The following is a 17,559-nucleotide window of genomic DNA, read 5'->3' as shown; positions in this document are numbered from 1 at the left end:
ATTAAACACTCCAGAGTATCTGTACCGACCATGCGGCACAAGCGATCAACCACAAGATGGTGGCGACTTGCAGGGTCAGACGCAGACCGACGGATTTCACGTAATCCATCCAGATGTCACGTACGCCTACCCAGGCGTGGAAGAACAGACCGAACAGGGTCACGGCGCTGATCAGCTTGAACCATTGCTGGGCGAACAGGCCAGCCCAGCCTTCATAGGTGAAGTTCTGGCCGGTCAGGAAGGACACCAGCAGGATCACGGTGTAAGCCACCATGACCAGTGCGGTCACGCGTTGCGCCAGCCAGTCACGCAGGCCGTAATGCGCGCCTACGACGAGGCGTTTTGGTCCGATGTTATCGTTAGTGGCCATCTCAGAAGACTCCAAACAGTTTGAGGGCGATGATTGCGGTCAGGCTCAGGCTCACAGCCAGCACGGTAGCGGCCGAGTGACGTGCCTGCTCTTTGGCCAGGCCGATGTGCATGTCCATGATCAGGTGGCGGCAGCCAGCGCAGAAGTGATGCAGATAGCCCCAGACCAGCGCCAGAATGATCAGTTTGACCAGTGGGTAGGAAACGATGCCTTGGTAGTACGCAAAGGAAATTTCCGAGCGCAGGCTTTGCTCCAGCAGGTACAGCACGAATGGCAGCAGCAGGAACATCGAGAGGCCGCTGATGCGGTGCAAAATGGATACCAGGCCAGCCAAAGGCAAGCGGTAGTTGGACAATTCCGTCACATGGATGTTACGGAACTCCGGCCGTTCTTTTTTCGGGGCTTCCCTTACGGCTTCAGACATATCAAGACCTCCTAGGCATAAACAAAAATTTCGAGAATGCGATTTTCGCTGATTTTCGCATTTATAACCAATATGTATTGTTACATATAACCAAAATAGTGGTAGTCAACAGCTGCGACGGCTACTTTCTGTAGCTCAACGTATTTTCAGCGCAACAGGGTTTTGCCTCGATTTCTACCCCGTTTTCGCCGCCCGCCGCTGCATTGCAGCAAACGGGCATCTCCTCACATCAACTCATGTGATCCGTTCAGTTCAGCTCGCTTAGTTCAGCTCATTGTGATAGTGGTGCCGGGCGGTCGAGTACAGACCGCGGCGCAGTTCCACCGCTTTATCACCGTAAGTGAACGACACCCGCTCCGATTCGAGCAGCGGGGTCTGGGCAGCGATGCCCAACAATTTTGCATCTTCCTCACCCACGCTGACGGCGCGGATTTTTTCCGTCGCGCGTATCATGCGGGTGCCGAATTCCGATTCGAACAGGCCGTACATGGGGCCTTTGTATTCCATCAGGCGCTCGGCCGTCAGACCTTTGAAGATCATGCCGGGCAGCCACAGCTCTTCCACGATGGTGGGCACGCCCTCAAACGCTTGCACGCGCTTGATATACACCACCGCATCGCCCGATTTCAGTTCCAGCAGGCGCGCCACATCGGCCGGCGCACGCATACGCTTGACTTCGATAATCTTGCTGTCGGGATAGTGCGGCACGCCTTCGTCCGGCATCAGACGCAGGAAGCGGAAGTGGGCGCGCGCTTCATGATGGGTGGAAACAAACGTTCCCTTGCCCTGCTTGCGCATGACCAGATTTTCCGCCGCCAGTTCGTCGATCGCCTTGCGCACGGTGCCCTGGCTTACCTTGAAACGGTTGGCCAGTTCCACTTCGCTGGGGATCAGTTCGCCCGGTTTCCATTCGCCCGACTGCAAACTCTGGGTAATCAGACCCTTGATTTGCTGATAAAGTGGCGAGAACGTGGGCGAAGGGGCCGCCGATGCGCTGCCCGCACTGCCGCTTGCGGTAGTGGATGCAGGGTTGTTATTAGGCGGCACGGAATTCATAGACCACGATTTCACCACAAATACCCCCTGCCGTCCAGCAAAAACCAGCAATAACTTATCTGTCTTATATAAGACATAAGATAGCATTGACATCTGCCAAACTCAGGCCTACACTCCCCAGCGAGGCGCTTGCGGCAAGCCGTTTGACCACCCCTGCGGACCGCCGGCCAGCACTCAAATGCAGTATGATTACGGTTTCCCCCGGGCCGCTACTGGCCCCGCTTAGCGAACGTTTTATTCCCACTTTGGAGATTCATCATGGCAAAAACCCCAATGCGTGTTGCTGTTACCGGCGCCGCCGGCCAAATCGGTTACGCTCTGCTGTTCCGCATCGCCAATGGCGACATGCTGGGCAAAGACCAACCAGTTATTCTGCAACTGTTGGAAATTGCTGACGAAAAAGCACAGAAAGCACTGAAGGGCGTCATGATGGAAATCGACGACTGCGCTTTCCCGCTGCTGACCGAAATGACCGCCCACTCCGATCCGATGACGGCCTTCAAAGATGCCGACGTCGCCGTGCTGGTTGGCGCACGTCCACGTGGTCCAGGCATGGAACGTAAAGACCTGCTGGAAGCCAATGCCCAGATCTTCACCGTACAAGGTAAGGCACTGGACGCCGTCGCTTCGCGCAACGTTAAAGTTCTGGTCGTAGGCAACCCAGCCAACACCAATGCTTACATCGCCATGAAATCGGCACCATCGCTGCCAGCCAAGAACTTCACCGCCATGCTGCGTCTGGACCACAACCGCGCGCTGTCGCAAGTGGCTGCCAAAACCGGCAAAGCTGTTAAAGACATCGAAAAACTGTGCGTATGGGGCAACCACTCGCCGACCATGTACGCTGACTACCGCTTCGCCACCATCGATGGCGCTTCGGTCAAAGACATGATCAACGATCAGGAATGGAACGCTAACACCTTCCTGCCTACCGTGGGCAAACGCGGCGCCGCCATCATCGAGGCACGCGGCCTGTCGTCGGCTGCTTCGGCTGCCAACGCTGCCATCGACCACATCCACGACTGGGTACTGGGCACCGCAGGCAAATGGACCACCATGGGTATCCCATCGGACGGTTCCTACGGCATCCCAGAAGGCACCGTGTTCGGCTTCCCTGTGACCACCGAAAACGGCGAATACAAAATCGTTCAAGGTCTGGAAATCGATGCATTCTCGCAAGAGCGCATCAACCTCACCCTGAAAGAACTGACCGAAGAGCGCGAAGGCGTTAAGCACCTGCTGCCATAAGCCGGGCTGAACTCCTCACTCCCTTCTGCGTAAGTGGAACCGGTTAAAACACCGCTCCGCCGCACCCGCCGCGCTGCTGACAGCAGCGCGGCAGCTCCATCTCACCCCTCCGCAGTACCAGACATCTCCCGCATGCATCCATCCGAGGTTTTATTCCAGGGCAATCGCCAACCCTTGCTGCTGCCAGCCTGTGACCATTACGCCGGCAGCGAAAAGCTGATGCGCAAATCGATTGCCTTGCAACAAGAACTTGGCCCGCTGTTCGATATCACCCTCGATTGCGAAGACGGCGCCAGCGCCGGCAACGAAATCGAGCACGCCCGCCTCGTCGCGGCGCTGGTGCTGTCGGACGAGAATAAATTCAGCCGTATAGGCGCACGCGTGCACGATATCGCCAGCCCGCACTTTGTGAGCGATGTGGAAATCATCTGCACGGCGGCCAGCAAGCTGGCCTACATCGTGCTGCCCAAAGTGCATAGCGCCAAGGAAGTCACGGCCGCCATCAAGCTGATCAACACCCACGCCAGCAAGGCCGGCCGCAAGGACCTGCCCGTGCACGTGCTGATCGAAACCCATGAAGCGCTGCACGAGGCTTACGCGATTGCCGCCCTGCCGCAAGTGCAATGTCTGTCGTTCGGCATCATGGACTTTGTTTCCTCCCATTACGGAGCAATTCCGGCCAGCGCCATGCGCACGCCGGGCCAGTTCACCCACCCGCTGGTAGTCCGCGCCAAGCTCGAAGTGGCCGCCGCCTGCCATGCGCACGGCAAAGTGCCTTCGCACAATGTCACCACCGACATCAAAGATGCGGCCGTGGCCGCCAACGACGCGCAGCGCGCCGCTGCCGAATTCGGCTTTACCCGGATGTGGAGCATCCATCCGGACCAAATCAAGCCCATCATCAAAACCTTTACGCCGCGCATGTCCGAAGTCAATGACGCCACCGCCATCCTGGTGGAAGCTGCGGCTGTACAATGGGGGCCGATTTCGCAGAATGGCCGCTTGCACGACCGCGCCAGCTACAGATACTATTGGACTGTGCTGCAGCGGGCCAAACTGGCCGGTTTAAGCCTGCCCGAAGCGGCGCAAAGTCTGCTCAACGGCAACACCAAATAACCTTACATCTGGAAGTACCACCATGTCTCTCGCCAAACTGCTGCTGGCATGCAGCCTGTCGCTTACCGCCCTGACTCTGAGCTCTGCCGCCCGCGCCGACAATGCGCCAGCCAAGGCCACTACCAAGAAAACTGCGAAGGCCAAGCCAGCCGCCAAGGCAGCAGAAGCCAAACCGGCTGATGAAGATGTGGCCGAACCGGCCGTGGGCGAATCCGCAGCGACCGAATTCGACTGCGAACTGGGCAACAAGATCACCATCTACGAGAACGTCAATGACGACGCCCACATCGCCCTGCGCTGGAAAAAGCGTCTGCACCGTCTGACCCGCGTGGGCACCACCACGGGCGCGCACCGCTTCGAAAACCATGTGTACGGTCTGGTCTGGATCGGCATTCCTGCCAAAGGCATGCTGCTGGACTCGAAACAGGGCCGCCAGCTGGCCAACGAATGCCGCAACGCTGAACAGATGAAACCACTGGCTGCCAACGAAGCGGCAGCCACCGGCACCAGCCTGCAGTAATTCCCTGCCGCCTGTCACTCAGGCAGGGAATTCCCCCTCCGCACGACGACACCCCAAACCTAGGAGAAGTCATGGCACACAATACGCTCAATACGCTCAAGGAATTCGCTATCGCCGGCAAAACCGGCAAGTTCTACTCGCTGCCGGCGCTGGAACAGAGTCTGGGTGCGAAAATCTCGCGCCTGCCCGTTTCCATCCGCGTGGTACTGGAATCCGTGCTGCGCAATTGCGACGGCAAGAAAGTCACCGAAGAACACGTCAAACAACTGGCCAACTGGGGTGCGACGGCCGAGCGCGTGGATGAAATCCCGTTTGTCGTCGCGCGTGTGGTGCTGCAGGACTTCACCGGCGTACCGCTGCTGGCCGATCTGGCCGCCATGCGCAATGTGGCCTACAAGATGGGCGTGAATGCCAAGAAAATCGAGCCGCTGGTACCGGTCGATCTGGTGGTCGACCACTCGGTGACCATCGACCACTTCCGCGAAAAAGGCGCGCTGGACCTGAACATGAAGCTGGAATTCTCGCGCAATAACGAGCGCTACCAGTTCATGAAGTGGGGCATGCAGGCCTTCGATACTTTCGGCGTGGTGCCACCGGGCTTCGGCATCGTCCATCAGGTCAATCTGGAATATCTGGCGCGCGGCGTGCACAAGACCAGCGAAGGGGTGTACTACCCGGACACGCTGGTGGGCACCGATTCGCACACCACCATGATCAACGGCATCGGCGTGGTCGGCTGGGGCGTGGGCGGCATCGAGGCGGAAGCCGGTATGCTGGGCCAGCCCGTGTACTTCCTGACACCGGACGTGATCGGCGTGAACCTGACGGGCGTGCTGCGCGAAGGCTGCACCGCTACCGATCTGGTGCTGACCATTACCGAACTGCTGCGCAAGGAAAAAGTCGTCGGCAAGTTCGTCGAGTTCTTTGGTGAGGGTACGGAAACGCTGTCGCTGACCGACCGCGCTACCATCGCCAACATGGCGCCCGAATATGGCGCCACCATGGGCTTCTTCCCGGTCGATGACGCCACCGTCGAATACTTCGAAGGCACGGGCCGCACCAAGGACGAAATCGCTGCCTTTGCTGCCTACTTCAAGGCACAGGGTCTGTACGGCGTGCCGAAAGCGGGCGAAATCGATTACACCCGTGTGGTGGAACTGAACCTGACTTCGGTCACGCCTTCGCTGGCTGGCCCGAAACGTCCGCAGGACCGCATCGAGATCGGTCAGGTCAAGAACAACTTCACGGAACTGTTCTCCAAGCCGACCAAAGAGAATGGCTTCAACAAGAAAGCCGAAGATCTGGGCGCCGTCTACACCACCAGCAGTGGCGTGAACGTCAAGAACGGCGACGTGCTGATCGCTGCGATTACCTCGTGCACCAACACGTCCAACCCTAGCGTGCTGCTGGCCGCAGGCCTGCTGGCCAAGAAAGCGGTGGAAGCGGGTCTGAGCGTAGCGCCGCACATCAAGACGTCGCTGGCGCCCGGCTCGCGCGTGGTGACGGAATATCTGGGCGCAGCCGGCCTGCTGCCGTATCTGGAACAGCTGGGCTTTGGTGTCACCGCCTACGGCTGCACCACCTGCATCGGCAATGCGGGCGACCTGACGCCGGAACTGAATGCCGCCATCACCAGCAACGACATCGTGGCGTCGGCCGTGCTGTCCGGTAACCGCAACTTCGAAGCGCGTATTCACCCGAATATCCGTTCCAACTTCCTCGCTTCCCCACCACTGGTAGTGGCTTACGCCATCGCCGGCAATATGACGGTCGATCTGATGACCGAGCCTGTGGGCAAGGGCAAGGATGGCAAGGACGTGTATCTGGGCGATATCTGGCCGACCTCGAAAGAGATCGCCAAGCTGATGAAGTTCGCCATGAACGCCAAAGTCTTCAAGGCCAACTACGCCGATGTCAAAGGCAATCCGGGCAAGCTGTGGGAAGACGTTTCGAGCACGGAAGGTCAGGTCTACAACTGGCCGGCCTCCACCTACATCGCCGAACCACCGTTCTTCGACGGCTTCGAGATGACGCCGAAAGCAGCGGCCACCGGCATCACCGGTGCACGCGCGCTGGGCGTATTCGGCGACTCCATCACCACCGACCACATCTCCCCTGCCGGTTCGATCAAGGAAGACGGTCCGGCCGGTAAATGGCTGCTGGCCAATGGCGTGCTGAAGGCCGACTTCAATTCCTACGGCTCGCGCCGCGGCAACCACGAGATCATGATGCGCGGCACCTTTGCCAACGTGCGCATCAAGAACAAGATGATACCGGCCAAGGCTGACGGTTCGGCCGTGGAAGGCGGCATCACCATCCACCAGCCATCGGGCGAACAGATGGCTATCTACGACGCGGCCATGAAGTACGTGGCCGAAGATACGCCGACCATGGTGTTCGGCGGCGAAGAGTACGGCACCGGCTCGTCGCGCGACTGGGCCGCCAAAGGCACCCAGCTGCTGGGCGTGAAAGCCGTGATCGTGCGCTCGTTCGAGCGTATCCACCGCTCGAATCTGGTGGGCATGGGCGTGCTGCCACTGCAATTCATCGGCAACGACAGCGTCGAATCGCTCGGCATCACCGGCAAGGAAACCTATGACCTCAAAGGTCTGGACGGCGAGATCAAGCCCCAGCAGTTAGCCACGCTGGTGATCCACCGTGACGGCCAGCCGGCACAGGAAGTCAAAGTGCTGTTGCGCATCGATACGCCTATCGAAGTCGACTATTACAAGCACGGCGGTATCCTGCCCTTCGTGCTGCGCCAGTTGCTGGCCAGCTAAGCGCCCTGCTCTGCGTCAGCGCACACCACAGAACGCCGGCTCCATGCCGGCGTTTTTTTCGTCTTGTACGCTTATCATCTACAATAGAGTCATAAGGGTTATCATTTGTTTGACTGATCCGCTTTTTCCACTTTTATGAGACTCTTATTGCGTTATGCGTCGTCCTTCTAAAGATTCATCCCAAAAATTGTCTGCCGAAAGCCAGCGTCTGGTGACTTACGCCAATGCCGTGGGTCAGGCTGCCAGCCGGATCGAAGAGCGGACATGGGAACTCAGCCTCGATGCGCAGCTGCAGAAGCTGCTCAAGACTGGCCATCAAGACACTATCGACGCGACCCTGAACCATCTGTTCAAGGAAGACCTGAATGCCTACGACATCCTGATGGATAGCGTGGAAGCTGTCAGCGAATCGGCCACCATCCAGATCGATGCGGACGGTGCGAGCAAAGCCTACGACGTGCTGCTGGTGGCTGCGCCCATCCTCGCATGGACCCGCTTTGCCATCGCTTCGGGCGCCATCCCCGGCGACATTCTGAGCACGCTGTCGGCCCATTTCGGCGCCCACCTGCTGGCCGATGGCACGCATATGGCGATGGCCCCCACGCTGTATTCGATCGACCAGCTGCCGCGCAGCCACGTGGAAACCTTCGGCAAAGTGCAGAAGCTGGGCCAGGCCGCCATCAAGGGCACGGCGCTGAAAACCGATAACAAGACGCCCGAAACAGCGCCCTTCCTGGCCGATACGCGCTACCTGCTGGTGGCTGTTGCTGCACCGGCTGGTGCGCCGCTGTTCCGCTGGCAGATGTCTAGCCTGCAGGCTAATTACGCCGCCGAACGTGCCAGCGCGCTCGAACAGTGGCGCAATCAGGTCACGCCCACGGTGAGCCGTCTGCTGCCGGGCTGCGGCGTGGAACTGCTGCTGCCGGAAGCCTATTACATGGCCTGCCGCGAAGCGGACAAGCAGATCCGTCCCGTATCGATCCGCGCTGCCGTGCACTACCTGACGCACACGCTGGGTCTGGAACCGGCCGGCCTGCGCGCCGTGATCGCCGGCTTTGGCGAAGAAAGTGCCGATGGCCAGATCGACGAATATCGTGTCGCTTTCACCCAGCGCAATTCCAACGATGTGATGTATGGCGTCGTCTGGCCGCTGTACGGGCAGGAAGATGAAGACGGCACGCCGCCGGAAGGCCCACTGCAAGGCGGCTTTGGCGGCCTGCAGCAGCGCCCGGTGACGCCGGTGGACGAGATCACGGCCCAGCTCAATGCGGCCGGTGTGACGCAGGTGAAGAAGCATAGCGAGCGCTATGTGGCCGAGTTCTGCGACGACTGCGGCGCGCCATTGTTTGCCGATCCGCTGGGCGAACTGGCGCATGCAGAAATGCCCGAAGACGCACCTACCGGCACCGAGCACTTCCATTAAAACGAAAGCCCTCGCTTACGAGGGCTTTTTCGCTTCTGCCGGTACAGGAGGCGAGACATAAAGAATGATAGGCTGCGGCGGAGCAGCTTGTGCCGCCGCGGCAATCGGTTTAAGTATTTGCCCCATAGCGATGCCTAAGCCACCAAAGCCGATAAACAGCCCTATCATGGAGGCCACCATCCACTTATGTATTTCGGCCACCGTGTGGAGCATTTCGGCACGCAACTTTTCAATGTCGGCCTTGGTGGCAAGGGTCGGCACGATGGCATCGTAGTGCGCCTTGAGCGCATAGAATTCGCTGTCGTTCATGCTTACAGCATAGACGACAGCTATGCCATTACCAAGCCGAATACGGGTGCTTGATCAGGCTGGAGTTGAGATAGCGCACATCGCTGGTGACTTCTTCGCCGACCCACTCAGGCAGCTCGAACTGTTCGGCTTCGCTGCCCAGTTCGATCTCAGCCACCACCAGCCCCGCATTCACGCCGAGGAACTCGTCGACTTCCCACACGTGGCCCGCATAGTCGATACGGCTGCGGTATTTTTCGATCAGGGGCTGCTCGCACAGCAACAGCAATTCGCTCGCGTCAGCCAGCGGAATCTCGTACTCCCACTCGCCGCGCACGGCACCCACATTGCGCCCCTTGATGGTCATCACACCGCGCTCGCCCTCGATGCGCACGCGCACCACGCGCTCCTTATGCGAGGACAGATAGCCCTGACGCAGCAGGACCGGCTGGCCCATGCTACGCCACGCATCGCCGCGCAACAGGAACTTGCGCTCGATCTCGACGCCCATCTCAGTCGTCCAGCGACAGCAGGATAGGCTGCAGCATGGCGGCGCCCAGCGCCGCACTGCGCGCACCGTTCCAGCCCACGCGTGGATCAGGCAAATCGGCGTTATCCTTGAACGGCATTTCCAGCGTCAGCGCGAGGCAGCCGAAATGGTGGCCCACATACTTGGAAGCCAGCGTCAGCATGTCTTCCTTGTACTTGCTGGCAGCGTAGCCATACTTGTCCTGGAAGTCCGGGCTGGACGCCTTGTAGCGGTCGATAAACGCCTGCTGGGCGACGCGGCGCTCTTCGCTGAAGTTCTCCAGCATTTCATTACCGGCCACGAAGTTGTAGGGCAGCGCTTCATCGCCGTGTATGTCGAAGAACATGTCGATGCCGGTGGCATGCATTTTCTCTTTCACGCACAGCACTTCCGGGCTGCGTTCCAGCGTCGGCGTCATCCATTCGCGGTTCAGGTTGGCGCCAGCGGCGTTGGTACGCAAGTTGCCGCGCACCGAGCCGTCCGGATTCATGTTCGGCACGATGTAGAACACGCAGCGCTGCAGCAGCTTGCGCGCGATAGGGTTGGCATCGTCCAGCAGCGAATCCACCAGCCCTTCCACAAACCACTCGGCCATCGATTCGCCCGGGTGCTGGCGCGCGATGATCCAGATTTTCTTCTCGGCGTCCGGATTACCGACCACCACCAGATTCATGTCACGGCCATCGACCGTACTGCCCAGATCCTGCACGCGGGCCAGCGGATGTTCGCCGATTTCGCCGAGCAGGCGCAGATGGCGCTCGAAGGAATACGGCTCGAAATAGGCGTAGTACACGCTATCCGTATCCGGCGTGTGCTTGATGGTCATGACCTCGCCATCGAAATGGGTCGGTACGCGGAACCAGGTTTCCGTATCGTAGCTGGCCACAGCCTGATAGTCTTCGTAACCCTTGGCATAGGTAGCCGAACCGGCGTTCAGGAAACGCATACGCAGCTGCTGGCCACGGGCGCCCTGCACGCGGAAGTGGAACCACTGATGGATGTCCGCGTTGTTATCTTTGCGCAGGTTCAGTTCGATCTCGGCTGCGCTGTCTGCGCGCAGCACTTCGATCGCGCCCGAGTCAAAATTCTGGCTGATTTTAATGGTCATGGTAATCCGTAATTTGAGAGTGCCGAGGAGCTTATTTTACCAGCATGCTCCCATCGCGTTTGTAGCGCCCGTACCATGCAAACGCCTGTTCCAGCACGTGCGGCGTCTGGCCGCCACCCTTCAACGCTTCGGCCAGATAGGCGCGCAGTTGCGGACGATAATCAGGGTGGGCGCAGTTCTCGATGATCAGCGGCGCGCGCTCGCGCGGCGCCAGCCCGCGCAGGTCGGCCAGCCCCCATTCGCTCACCAGCACATCGACATCATGCTCGGTATGGTCCACGTGCGGCACCATGGGCACCACGCTGGAAATCGCGCCGCCTTTGGCCACGGATTTGCTGACAAAAATGGAGAGCTGGGCATTACGGGCAAAGTCGCCCGAGCCACCTATGCCGTTCATCATGTGCGTGCCGCCCACGTGGGTGGAGTTGACGTTGCCGTAGATGTCGAATTCCAGCGCCGTGTTCAGCGCGATCAGGCCCAGACGGCGCACCACTTCCGGATGGTTGCTGATCTCCTGCGGACGCAGCACGATGCGCTCGCGGTAGCTTTCCAGATTGCGGATGAATTTCTCGTGCATGGCGGCCGACAGCGTGATCGACGAGGCCGAAGCCATCGAAAGCTGGCCCGAATCGAGCAGCTCGATGGCGCTATCCTGCAGCACCTCGGAATACATGGTCATGTTGCGGAACGGCGAATCGATCAGACCATGCAGCACAGCGTTGGCGATCGTGCCTATGCCTGCCTGCAGCGGGCGCAGTTCCGGCCCCATGCGCCCTGCTTTCACTTCGCCTTCGAGGAAGCGGATCACATGACGCGCAATCGCATCCGTCTCTTCATCGGGCGGCAATGCGTTGGATGGGCTATCGGGACTATCGGTAATGATGATGGCGGCGATACGGTCGGGATGGACGGGAATCGACGTCCAGCCCATGCGCTGCCATGGCGTCAGCAGCGGAATCGCGCCACGGTGCGGGCGTGCGACGGGCAGGTAGATATCGTGGAAGCCTTCCAGCGCCAGCGGCGTGCTCAGATTGATTTCCACGATCACCTGTCTGGCCTGCTGGGCAAAGGTGGCCGTATTCCCGACAGACATGCTGGGGATGATGCCGCCATCGGCAGTAATCGCCACCGCTTCCACCACGGCCACATCGATCTCTTTCAGGTCGCCGGAACGCAGCTGCTCGGCCGTTTCCGACAGATGCTGGTCGATGAACATCACTTCGCCCGTGTTGATCTTGCGGCGCAGGGCGGCATCGGCCTGGAACGGCATGCGGCGCGCCACCACGCCCGCGTTGGCCATCATGCCGTCGCTATCATTGCCGAGCGAAGCGCCGGTCAGCAGCGTCAGCGCCAGCGCTTCGTTGCGCGAGCGCTCTACCAATGCCAGCGGCATGGCTTTGGCGTCGCCGGCGCGGGTGAAACCGCTCATCCCGACCGTCATACCATTTTTGATCAGGCGTGCTGCCTGCGCTGCCGTCATGACCTTGCTCATCAATTCCGGGCGGCGTATGCGTTGTTCGTACATCAGGTGCTCCTCCTTGTATGTTTGTTTCAGTATAGAATTTAAGAACTAGTCGCTGCATGACTTAAATTCTCTGATTGGAGTCGCTTTTTTCATGGATCTACGCTCGCTGCGCTACTTCGTCGAAACGGTGAGGCTGAACAGCTTTACCCAGGCGGCGGAGAAGCTGAACGTCACCCAATCCACCATCAGCAAGATGGTGCGCCAGCTCGAACAGGAGGTCGGAACGGAGCTACTGCTGCGCAGCGGCCGCCAGCTACAGCTCACCGATACCGGGCGCGTGGTGTTTGCACGCGGCGAGGAAATGCTGGCCGCCATGCAGCAACTGACCATGGAAGTGGCCGACCTGCAGGCCGCACAGAGCGGCCACCTGACGGTAGGCATACCGCCCATGATCAACCTGCTGTTCACACCCGTGCTGAAGGCTTTCCGCAAGCGCCACCCCGGCATCAGCCTGACGCTCAAGGAAGATGCCGGGCAGGCACTGGAACGGCAGGTGGCCAGCGGTGAGCTGGAAATCGGCATGACGGTGCTGCCGGCCGATCCGCAACTAGGTTTGCAGACGGCGCCCATCGTCAGCTATCCGATCTGGGCGCTGGCAGCACGCGGCACCTTCCCCAAGCAGCGCAGCACGCTCAAGCTGAAGGCGCTGGCAACGCTGCCGCTGGTAATGCTGACCGATGATTTCGCGCTCACCCGCAGCCTGCGCCACGCGTTTGCGCAGGCCGGCATTGCGCCGGAGATCGCGGCGCAAAGCGGCCAATGGGACTGGCTGGTAGCGATGGCATCGGCCGGCATGGGTGTGGCGCTGCTGCCGGAGCCGCTGGTACACCGGCTGGCCATCGGCCAGCTCGATCGCTTGAAACTGGTGGAGCCGGAACTGCAATGGCAGGCCGCGCACGTATGGCGCGGCCCCTACCTGTCGCACGCGGCACGCGCGTGGCTGGAAGTGTGCAACGAGGTGCTGGGTATGGGAGCGTAACCGTTACAGCACCACGCCGCGCGCCTTGAGCGCGGCACGCACGCCGGCACCGTAGGCCGGATCGGCCTGATCGAACTGGGCCAGCTGGCGCGCGATAATTTCGCTGCTGACCTGACTCAGTGGGCCAGCCAGATTATCGAACAGGTTCTGCTGCGCCTGTGGCGACATCAGACGGAACAGATTACCGGCCTGGGTGTAATCGTCTTCCTGCCCGCGCCCATCATAGCGCCCTGCTGCTCCCGTCAGCTCCAGCGCAGGCTCGCCGTGGCCCATGCCCTGCGGCGCACTGCCTGCCGCTGTCACCGTATCGTAATTTTGCGCTGCACCGCCATTGTTGATCGCCATCGCACCATCGCGCTGCTGGTTGTGGAACGGGCAGCGCGGCGCATTCACCGGCAGGTGCTGGTGGTTGGTGCCCACGCGGTATAGCTGCGCATCGTGGTAGGCGAACAGACGTGCCTGCAGCATCTTGTCCGGCGAGTAGCCCATGCCGGGCACAATGTTGGCTGGCGACAGCGCGGCCTGTTCCACTTCCGCGTGGTAGTTGAGCGGATTGCGGTTCAGCTCCATCACGCCCACGGGGATCAGCGGGAAATCCTTGTGCGGCCACACCTTGGTCAGATCAAACGGATTCCAGCCCGTGCGCTGTTCCCATGCTGCCAGTTCGGCCGCCGTTGCTACCTGCAGCTTCACATCCCACTGCGGAAAGTTACCGGCTGCTATGGCGCCGAACAGATCGCGCTGGGCGTAATCGGGATCCGTACCGGCGATGCGCGTGGCTTCGGCCGCCGACAGATTCCTGATACCCTGACGGCTCTTCAGGTGCCACTTCACATATACGCGCTCGCCCGCATCGTTAATCAGGCTGAAGGTGTGGCTGCCGAATCCGTCCATGTGGCGGTAGCCATCGGGTGTGCCGCGATCGGAGAACAGCATGGTCACCTGATGCAGACTCTCCGGCGCCTTGCTCCAGAAGTCGAACATCATGGTGGGCGATTTCAGATTGGTCTGCGGGCAGCGCTTCTGGGTATGCACGAAGTCTGGGAACTTGATACCGTCCTTAATGAAGAACATCGGCGTGTTGTTACCGACCAGATCCCAGTTGCCCTGCTGCGTGTAGAAGCGCACGGCGAAGCCGCGCGGATCGCGCTCGGTATCGGCGCTGCCGCGCTCACCGCCCACGGTGGAGAAACGCACGAACACCTCGGTCTTCTGGCCGATCGCGGAAAACAGCTCGGCCTTGGTGTAGCGACGGATATCGTGGGTGACAGTGAACGTGCCGTAAGCACCCGAACCTTTGGCGTGCACCACGCGCTCAGGAATGCGCTCACGGTTGAAATGCTGGAGCTTTTCGATCAGGTGGAAGTCCTGCAGCAGTACCGGGCCACGTGGGCCGGCAGTCAAAGAATTCTGGTTATCGGCAACAGGGATACCGGAAGCGGTGGTGATGGCATCATTAATCATTTCTATTACTCCTTGTTGTTTGATAGTGAAATCATTTTAAACAAGGCTGATCTATTATAAAAACCAATTATATTTATCAGTTCAATAGTCAATAACAATGATTGCAGATGAAAAAAGGGCAGCCTCAGGCTGCCCTTTTCTGCGCGCGGTAGCGGTTTATGCTTCTTTGATGCGCTTGGCGATGTGGGCCAGCGCGGCCTCCACCTGATCCACCAGTATCAGGCACAGATCGCCCGGCTGCAGACGCGCCAGTGCCGTATCGATGGCGAGGAATTCGCCGAAGATTTCCTGAATATGGCTGGTACGCGGTGCGTTGTTCAGGCCCGAGCGCAGCAGCGCTACCACTTCACCATCACCACGGCCACGCTGGCAGGCATCTTCGTACAGAATCACATCGTCGAACGCACGGCCGAGAATCTCGGTCTGCTGGCGGATATCCTCGTCGCGGCGGTCGCCTGCACCAGAAATTACCACGCCACGGCGTTTGGCCGGCATGGTTTCCACCGCCTGCACCAGCGCCAGAATCGCATCCGGATTGTGGCCGTAGTCAGCGATCAGCGTCGCGCCCTTGTAGTCGAACACATTGAAGCGGCCCGGCGCATTATGGGAATCGTTGGCGAAGGTTTTCAGACCCAGACGGATCGCATCCCAGCTAATGCCCACGCCCCATGCTGCCGCCACCGAGGCCATCACGTTCTCGACCTGGAAGCCGATGGTGCCGTTGCGGGTAATCGGCACGTCGCTCAGCGCAATGCGGTGCTGCTGCTGGCCTTCTGCTGCCACGATATGGCCATCGTCCACATAGACGGTACGGCTGCCCTGTGCCAGATGGGTGGCGATGACAGGATGGCCACGCTCGGCGCCGAAGAAAATCACCTTGCCACGGCAGTTAGCCGCCATGCCGGCCACGATAGGATCGATGGCGTTGAGTACAGCGTAACCGCTCTCGCCCACGTTCTGGACGATCACGCGTTTGAGCACAGCCAGATCTTCCACCGTGGTGATGTAGTTCAAGCCGAGATGGTCGCCACTGCCGATGTTGGTGACTACCGCCACCTGACAACGGTCGTAGGCCAGACCTTCACGCAGCACACCGCCGCGTGCCGTTTCGAACACGGCCGCATCCACATCAGGGTGCAGCAGCACGTTACGGGCGCTGCGCGGACCGCTGCAATCGCCGCTATCGGTCTGGCGGCCTTCGATGTACACGCCGTCCGTATTGGTCATGCCGGTACGCAGACCGCTGGCGGTCAGCAGGTGGGCGATCAGGCGCACGGTGGTGGTCTTGCCGTTGGTGCCGGTGACGGCTACCACGGGAATACGGCCATTGTCGCCCGGTGCAAACATGGTATTGACGATGGCTTCGCCAACCGCACGGCCTTTGCCGAACGACGGCGCAATGTGCATGCGCAGGCCCGGCGCGGCATTCACTTCGACCACACCGCCACGCTGGTTTTCGATCGGTTGCAGCACGCTCTCGCATACCACGTCCACGCCGCAGATATCGAGGCCTATCATCTGCGCCGCTTCCACCGCACGGGCAGCTACTTCCGGATGCACGTCGTCCGTCACATCGGTGGCGCTGCCGCCGGTGGACAGGTTGGCGTTGTTACGCAGGATCACGCGCTGGCCTTTGGCCGGTACCGAATCCGCTTCCAGATCCTGCAGCGCCAGACGGGCCAGTGCGATATCGTCGAAACGGATCTTGGTCAGCGAAGTCGAGTGACCGCTGCCGCGACGCGGATCGGCATTGACGATGTTGACCAGTTCGCGCACCGTGTGCACGCCATCGCCCACCACTTGCGGCGGATCGCGGCGGGCCGCTGCCACCAGCTTGTTACCGATCACCAGCAGACGGAAATCGTGGCCCGGTAGATAGCGCTCGACCATGATGTCGTCGCGGAATTCGCGCGCCGTGTGGAAGGCTTTTTCCAGATGCTCCTTGGTCATCACGTTGACCGTGACGCCCTTGCCCTGATTGCCGTCCTTGGGTTTGACCACCACCGGCAGGCCGATTTCCAGCGCTGCCGCCCAGGCGTCTTCCGCATCTTCGGCCGTGCGGCCGATAGGCACCGGCACGCCTGCTGCATGCAGCAGCTTCTTGGTCAATTCCTTGTCCTGCGCGATGGCTTCGCCGATCGCGCTGGTGGTGTCCGTTTCGGCGGCCTGTATGCGGCGCTGGCGCGAGCCCCAGCCGAACATCACCATGCTGCCTTCGGTCAGACGGCGGAACGGAATGTCGCGTGCCACTGCAGCGCTAACAATCGCGCCCGTGCTAGGGCCCAGACGCACGTCTTCATCGAGTTCGGCCAGTTCGGCCAGTGCGCCCTTCAGATCGAACGGCGTATCAGCCAGTGCAGCGTTGATCAGGTTTTCCGCCAGCGTCATGGCCAAACGGCCTACCGCTTCTTCGCTGTACTCCACCACGGTCTGGTAGATGCCGTCTTCCAGCGTGGCCGTGGTACGGCTGAAGGTAACAGGGCAGCCAGCCTGCGCCTGCAGGCTCAGGGCCGCCACTTCCAGCACGCGCGCCATCGGCACATCGCCGGAATGGCCGGTCGGCTGCAGTGCACCGATGGCAGGGAAGCGCGCATGCAGGCGCTGTTCGAAACCGGGAATGCCGGCAATCGAACGCTCTTCAGGCGGGCACGAAACAATAACCTCCACCGCAGTGTGGTGGCTCCAGAGATTCGGGCCGCGAAGGGCGCGGGTACGGATGACTTCCATAA

15 protein-coding genes are annotated in these 17,559 nt (G+C 60.3%); 6 read left to right on the top strand and 9 right to left on the bottom strand.

The features are described 5' to 3' along the window. Position 1: 1 nt before the first annotated feature. The 3 genes from sdhD to GM655_RS04915 form a co-directional block, all read right to left on the bottom strand. Positions 2-370 carry a succinate dehydrogenase, hydrophobic membrane anchor protein gene (sdhD, locus tag GM655_RS04925; RefSeq protein ID WP_155433466.1) on the bottom strand — a complete coding sequence of 123 codons (369 nt, stop codon included), beginning with the start codon at positions 368-370 and terminating at the stop codon, positions 2-4. A gap of 1 nt (position 371) precedes the next feature. Further along, complete coding sequence (sdhC, locus tag GM655_RS04920; RefSeq protein WP_155433465.1) at positions 372-794, bottom strand: succinate dehydrogenase, cytochrome b556 subunit; 423 nt, start codon at positions 792-794, stop codon at positions 372-374. Between the two features lie 261 nt (positions 795-1,055). Beyond that, positions 1,056-1,850: a GntR family transcriptional regulator gene (locus tag GM655_RS04915; protein ID WP_155433464.1), complete on the bottom strand. Its 795-nt coding sequence runs from the start codon at positions 1,848-1,850 to the stop codon at positions 1,056-1,058. A gap of 258 nt (positions 1,851-2,108) precedes the next feature. On the opposite strand from GM655_RS04915, the gene GM655_RS04910 reads away from it, so the two are divergent. The 5 genes from GM655_RS04910 to GM655_RS04890 all read left to right on the top strand — a co-directional run bounded on the left by GM655_RS04910 (position 2,109) and on the right by GM655_RS04890 (position 8,937). Further along, entirely contained in the window at positions 2,109-3,098 is a 990-nt protein-coding gene (locus tag GM655_RS04910) for a malate dehydrogenase (RefSeq protein ID WP_155433463.1), read from the top strand. 132 nt (positions 3,099-3,230) lie between these two features. Continuing rightward, entirely contained in the window at positions 3,231-4,214 is a 984-nt protein-coding gene (locus GM655_RS04905; protein ID WP_155433462.1) for an HpcH/HpaI aldolase/citrate lyase family protein, read from the top strand. Positions 4,215-4,236: 22 nt separating this feature from the next. After that, a complete protein-coding gene (locus GM655_RS04900; protein WP_155433461.1) occupies positions 4,237-4,734 on the top strand; it encodes a hypothetical protein in 498 nt (165 codons plus the stop codon). 71 nt (positions 4,735-4,805) lie between these two features. Further along, entirely contained in the window at positions 4,806-7,514 is a 2,709-nt protein-coding gene (acnA, locus tag GM655_RS04895; protein ID WP_155433460.1) for an aconitate hydratase AcnA, read from the top strand. A 154-nt stretch (positions 7,515-7,668) separates the two neighbouring features. Then, positions 7,669-8,937 carry a DUF2863 family protein gene (locus GM655_RS04890; RefSeq protein WP_155433459.1) on the top strand — a complete coding sequence of 423 codons (1,269 nt, stop codon included), beginning with the start codon at positions 7,669-7,671 and terminating at the stop codon, positions 8,935-8,937. Between the two features lie 15 nt (positions 8,938-8,952). On the opposite strand, the gene GM655_RS04885 is transcribed toward GM655_RS04890, so the two are convergent. Genes GM655_RS04885 through scpC form a run of 4 tightly spaced genes read right to left on the bottom strand, consistent with a single transcriptional unit; the run spans position 8,953 to position 12,387 of the window. Then, positions 8,953-9,246: a hypothetical protein gene (locus GM655_RS04885; RefSeq protein ID WP_155433458.1), complete on the bottom strand. Its 294-nt coding sequence runs from the start codon at positions 9,244-9,246 to the stop codon at positions 8,953-8,955. Positions 9,247-9,274: 28 nt separating this feature from the next. Continuing rightward, the gene (locus GM655_RS04880) at positions 9,275-9,736 is read right to left on the bottom strand and encodes a CYTH domain-containing protein (RefSeq protein WP_155433457.1); all 462 of its coding nucleotides are present in this window, start codon (positions 9,734-9,736) and stop codon (positions 9,275-9,277) included. Position 9,737: 1 nt separating this feature from the next. Further along, positions 9,738-10,862: a M14 family metallopeptidase gene (locus GM655_RS04875; RefSeq protein ID WP_155433456.1), complete on the bottom strand. Its 1,125-nt coding sequence runs from the start codon at positions 10,860-10,862 to the stop codon at positions 9,738-9,740. 31 nt (positions 10,863-10,893) lie between these two features. Next, complete coding sequence (gene scpC, locus GM655_RS04870; protein WP_155433455.1) at positions 10,894-12,387, bottom strand: succinyl-CoA:acetate CoA-transferase ScpC; 1,494 nt, start codon at positions 12,385-12,387, stop codon at positions 10,894-10,896. A 91-nt stretch (positions 12,388-12,478) separates the two neighbouring features. Between scpC and GM655_RS04865 the strand changes: the two genes are divergently transcribed. After that, complete coding sequence (locus tag GM655_RS04865) at positions 12,479-13,366, top strand: LysR family transcriptional regulator (protein WP_155433454.1); 888 nt, start codon at positions 12,479-12,481, stop codon at positions 13,364-13,366. Between the two features lie 3 nt (positions 13,367-13,369). Here GM655_RS04865 and GM655_RS04860 read toward each other — a convergent pair whose 3' ends face one another. Both GM655_RS04860 and cphA read right to left on the bottom strand, forming a co-directional pair. Continuing rightward, positions 13,370-14,830, bottom strand: a complete 1,461-nt coding sequence (locus tag GM655_RS04860; RefSeq protein ID WP_155433453.1) for a catalase — start codon at positions 14,828-14,830, stop codon at positions 13,370-13,372. Positions 14,831-14,986: 156 nt separating this feature from the next. Then, positions 14,987-17,557: a cyanophycin synthetase gene (cphA, locus tag GM655_RS04855; RefSeq protein WP_155433452.1), complete on the bottom strand. Its 2,571-nt coding sequence runs from the start codon at positions 17,555-17,557 to the stop codon at positions 14,987-14,989. Between the last annotated feature and the right edge of the window lie 2 nt (positions 17,558-17,559).

This window comes from Pseudoduganella danionis, assembly GCF_009720775.1.
In the GTDB taxonomy this organism is placed as follows: Bacteria; Pseudomonadota; Gammaproteobacteria; order Burkholderiales; family Burkholderiaceae_D; genus Rugamonas; species Rugamonas danionis.
Note: the sequence above shows the minus strand (reverse complement) of the source record. Positions and strands in the feature narration are given on the sequence as shown.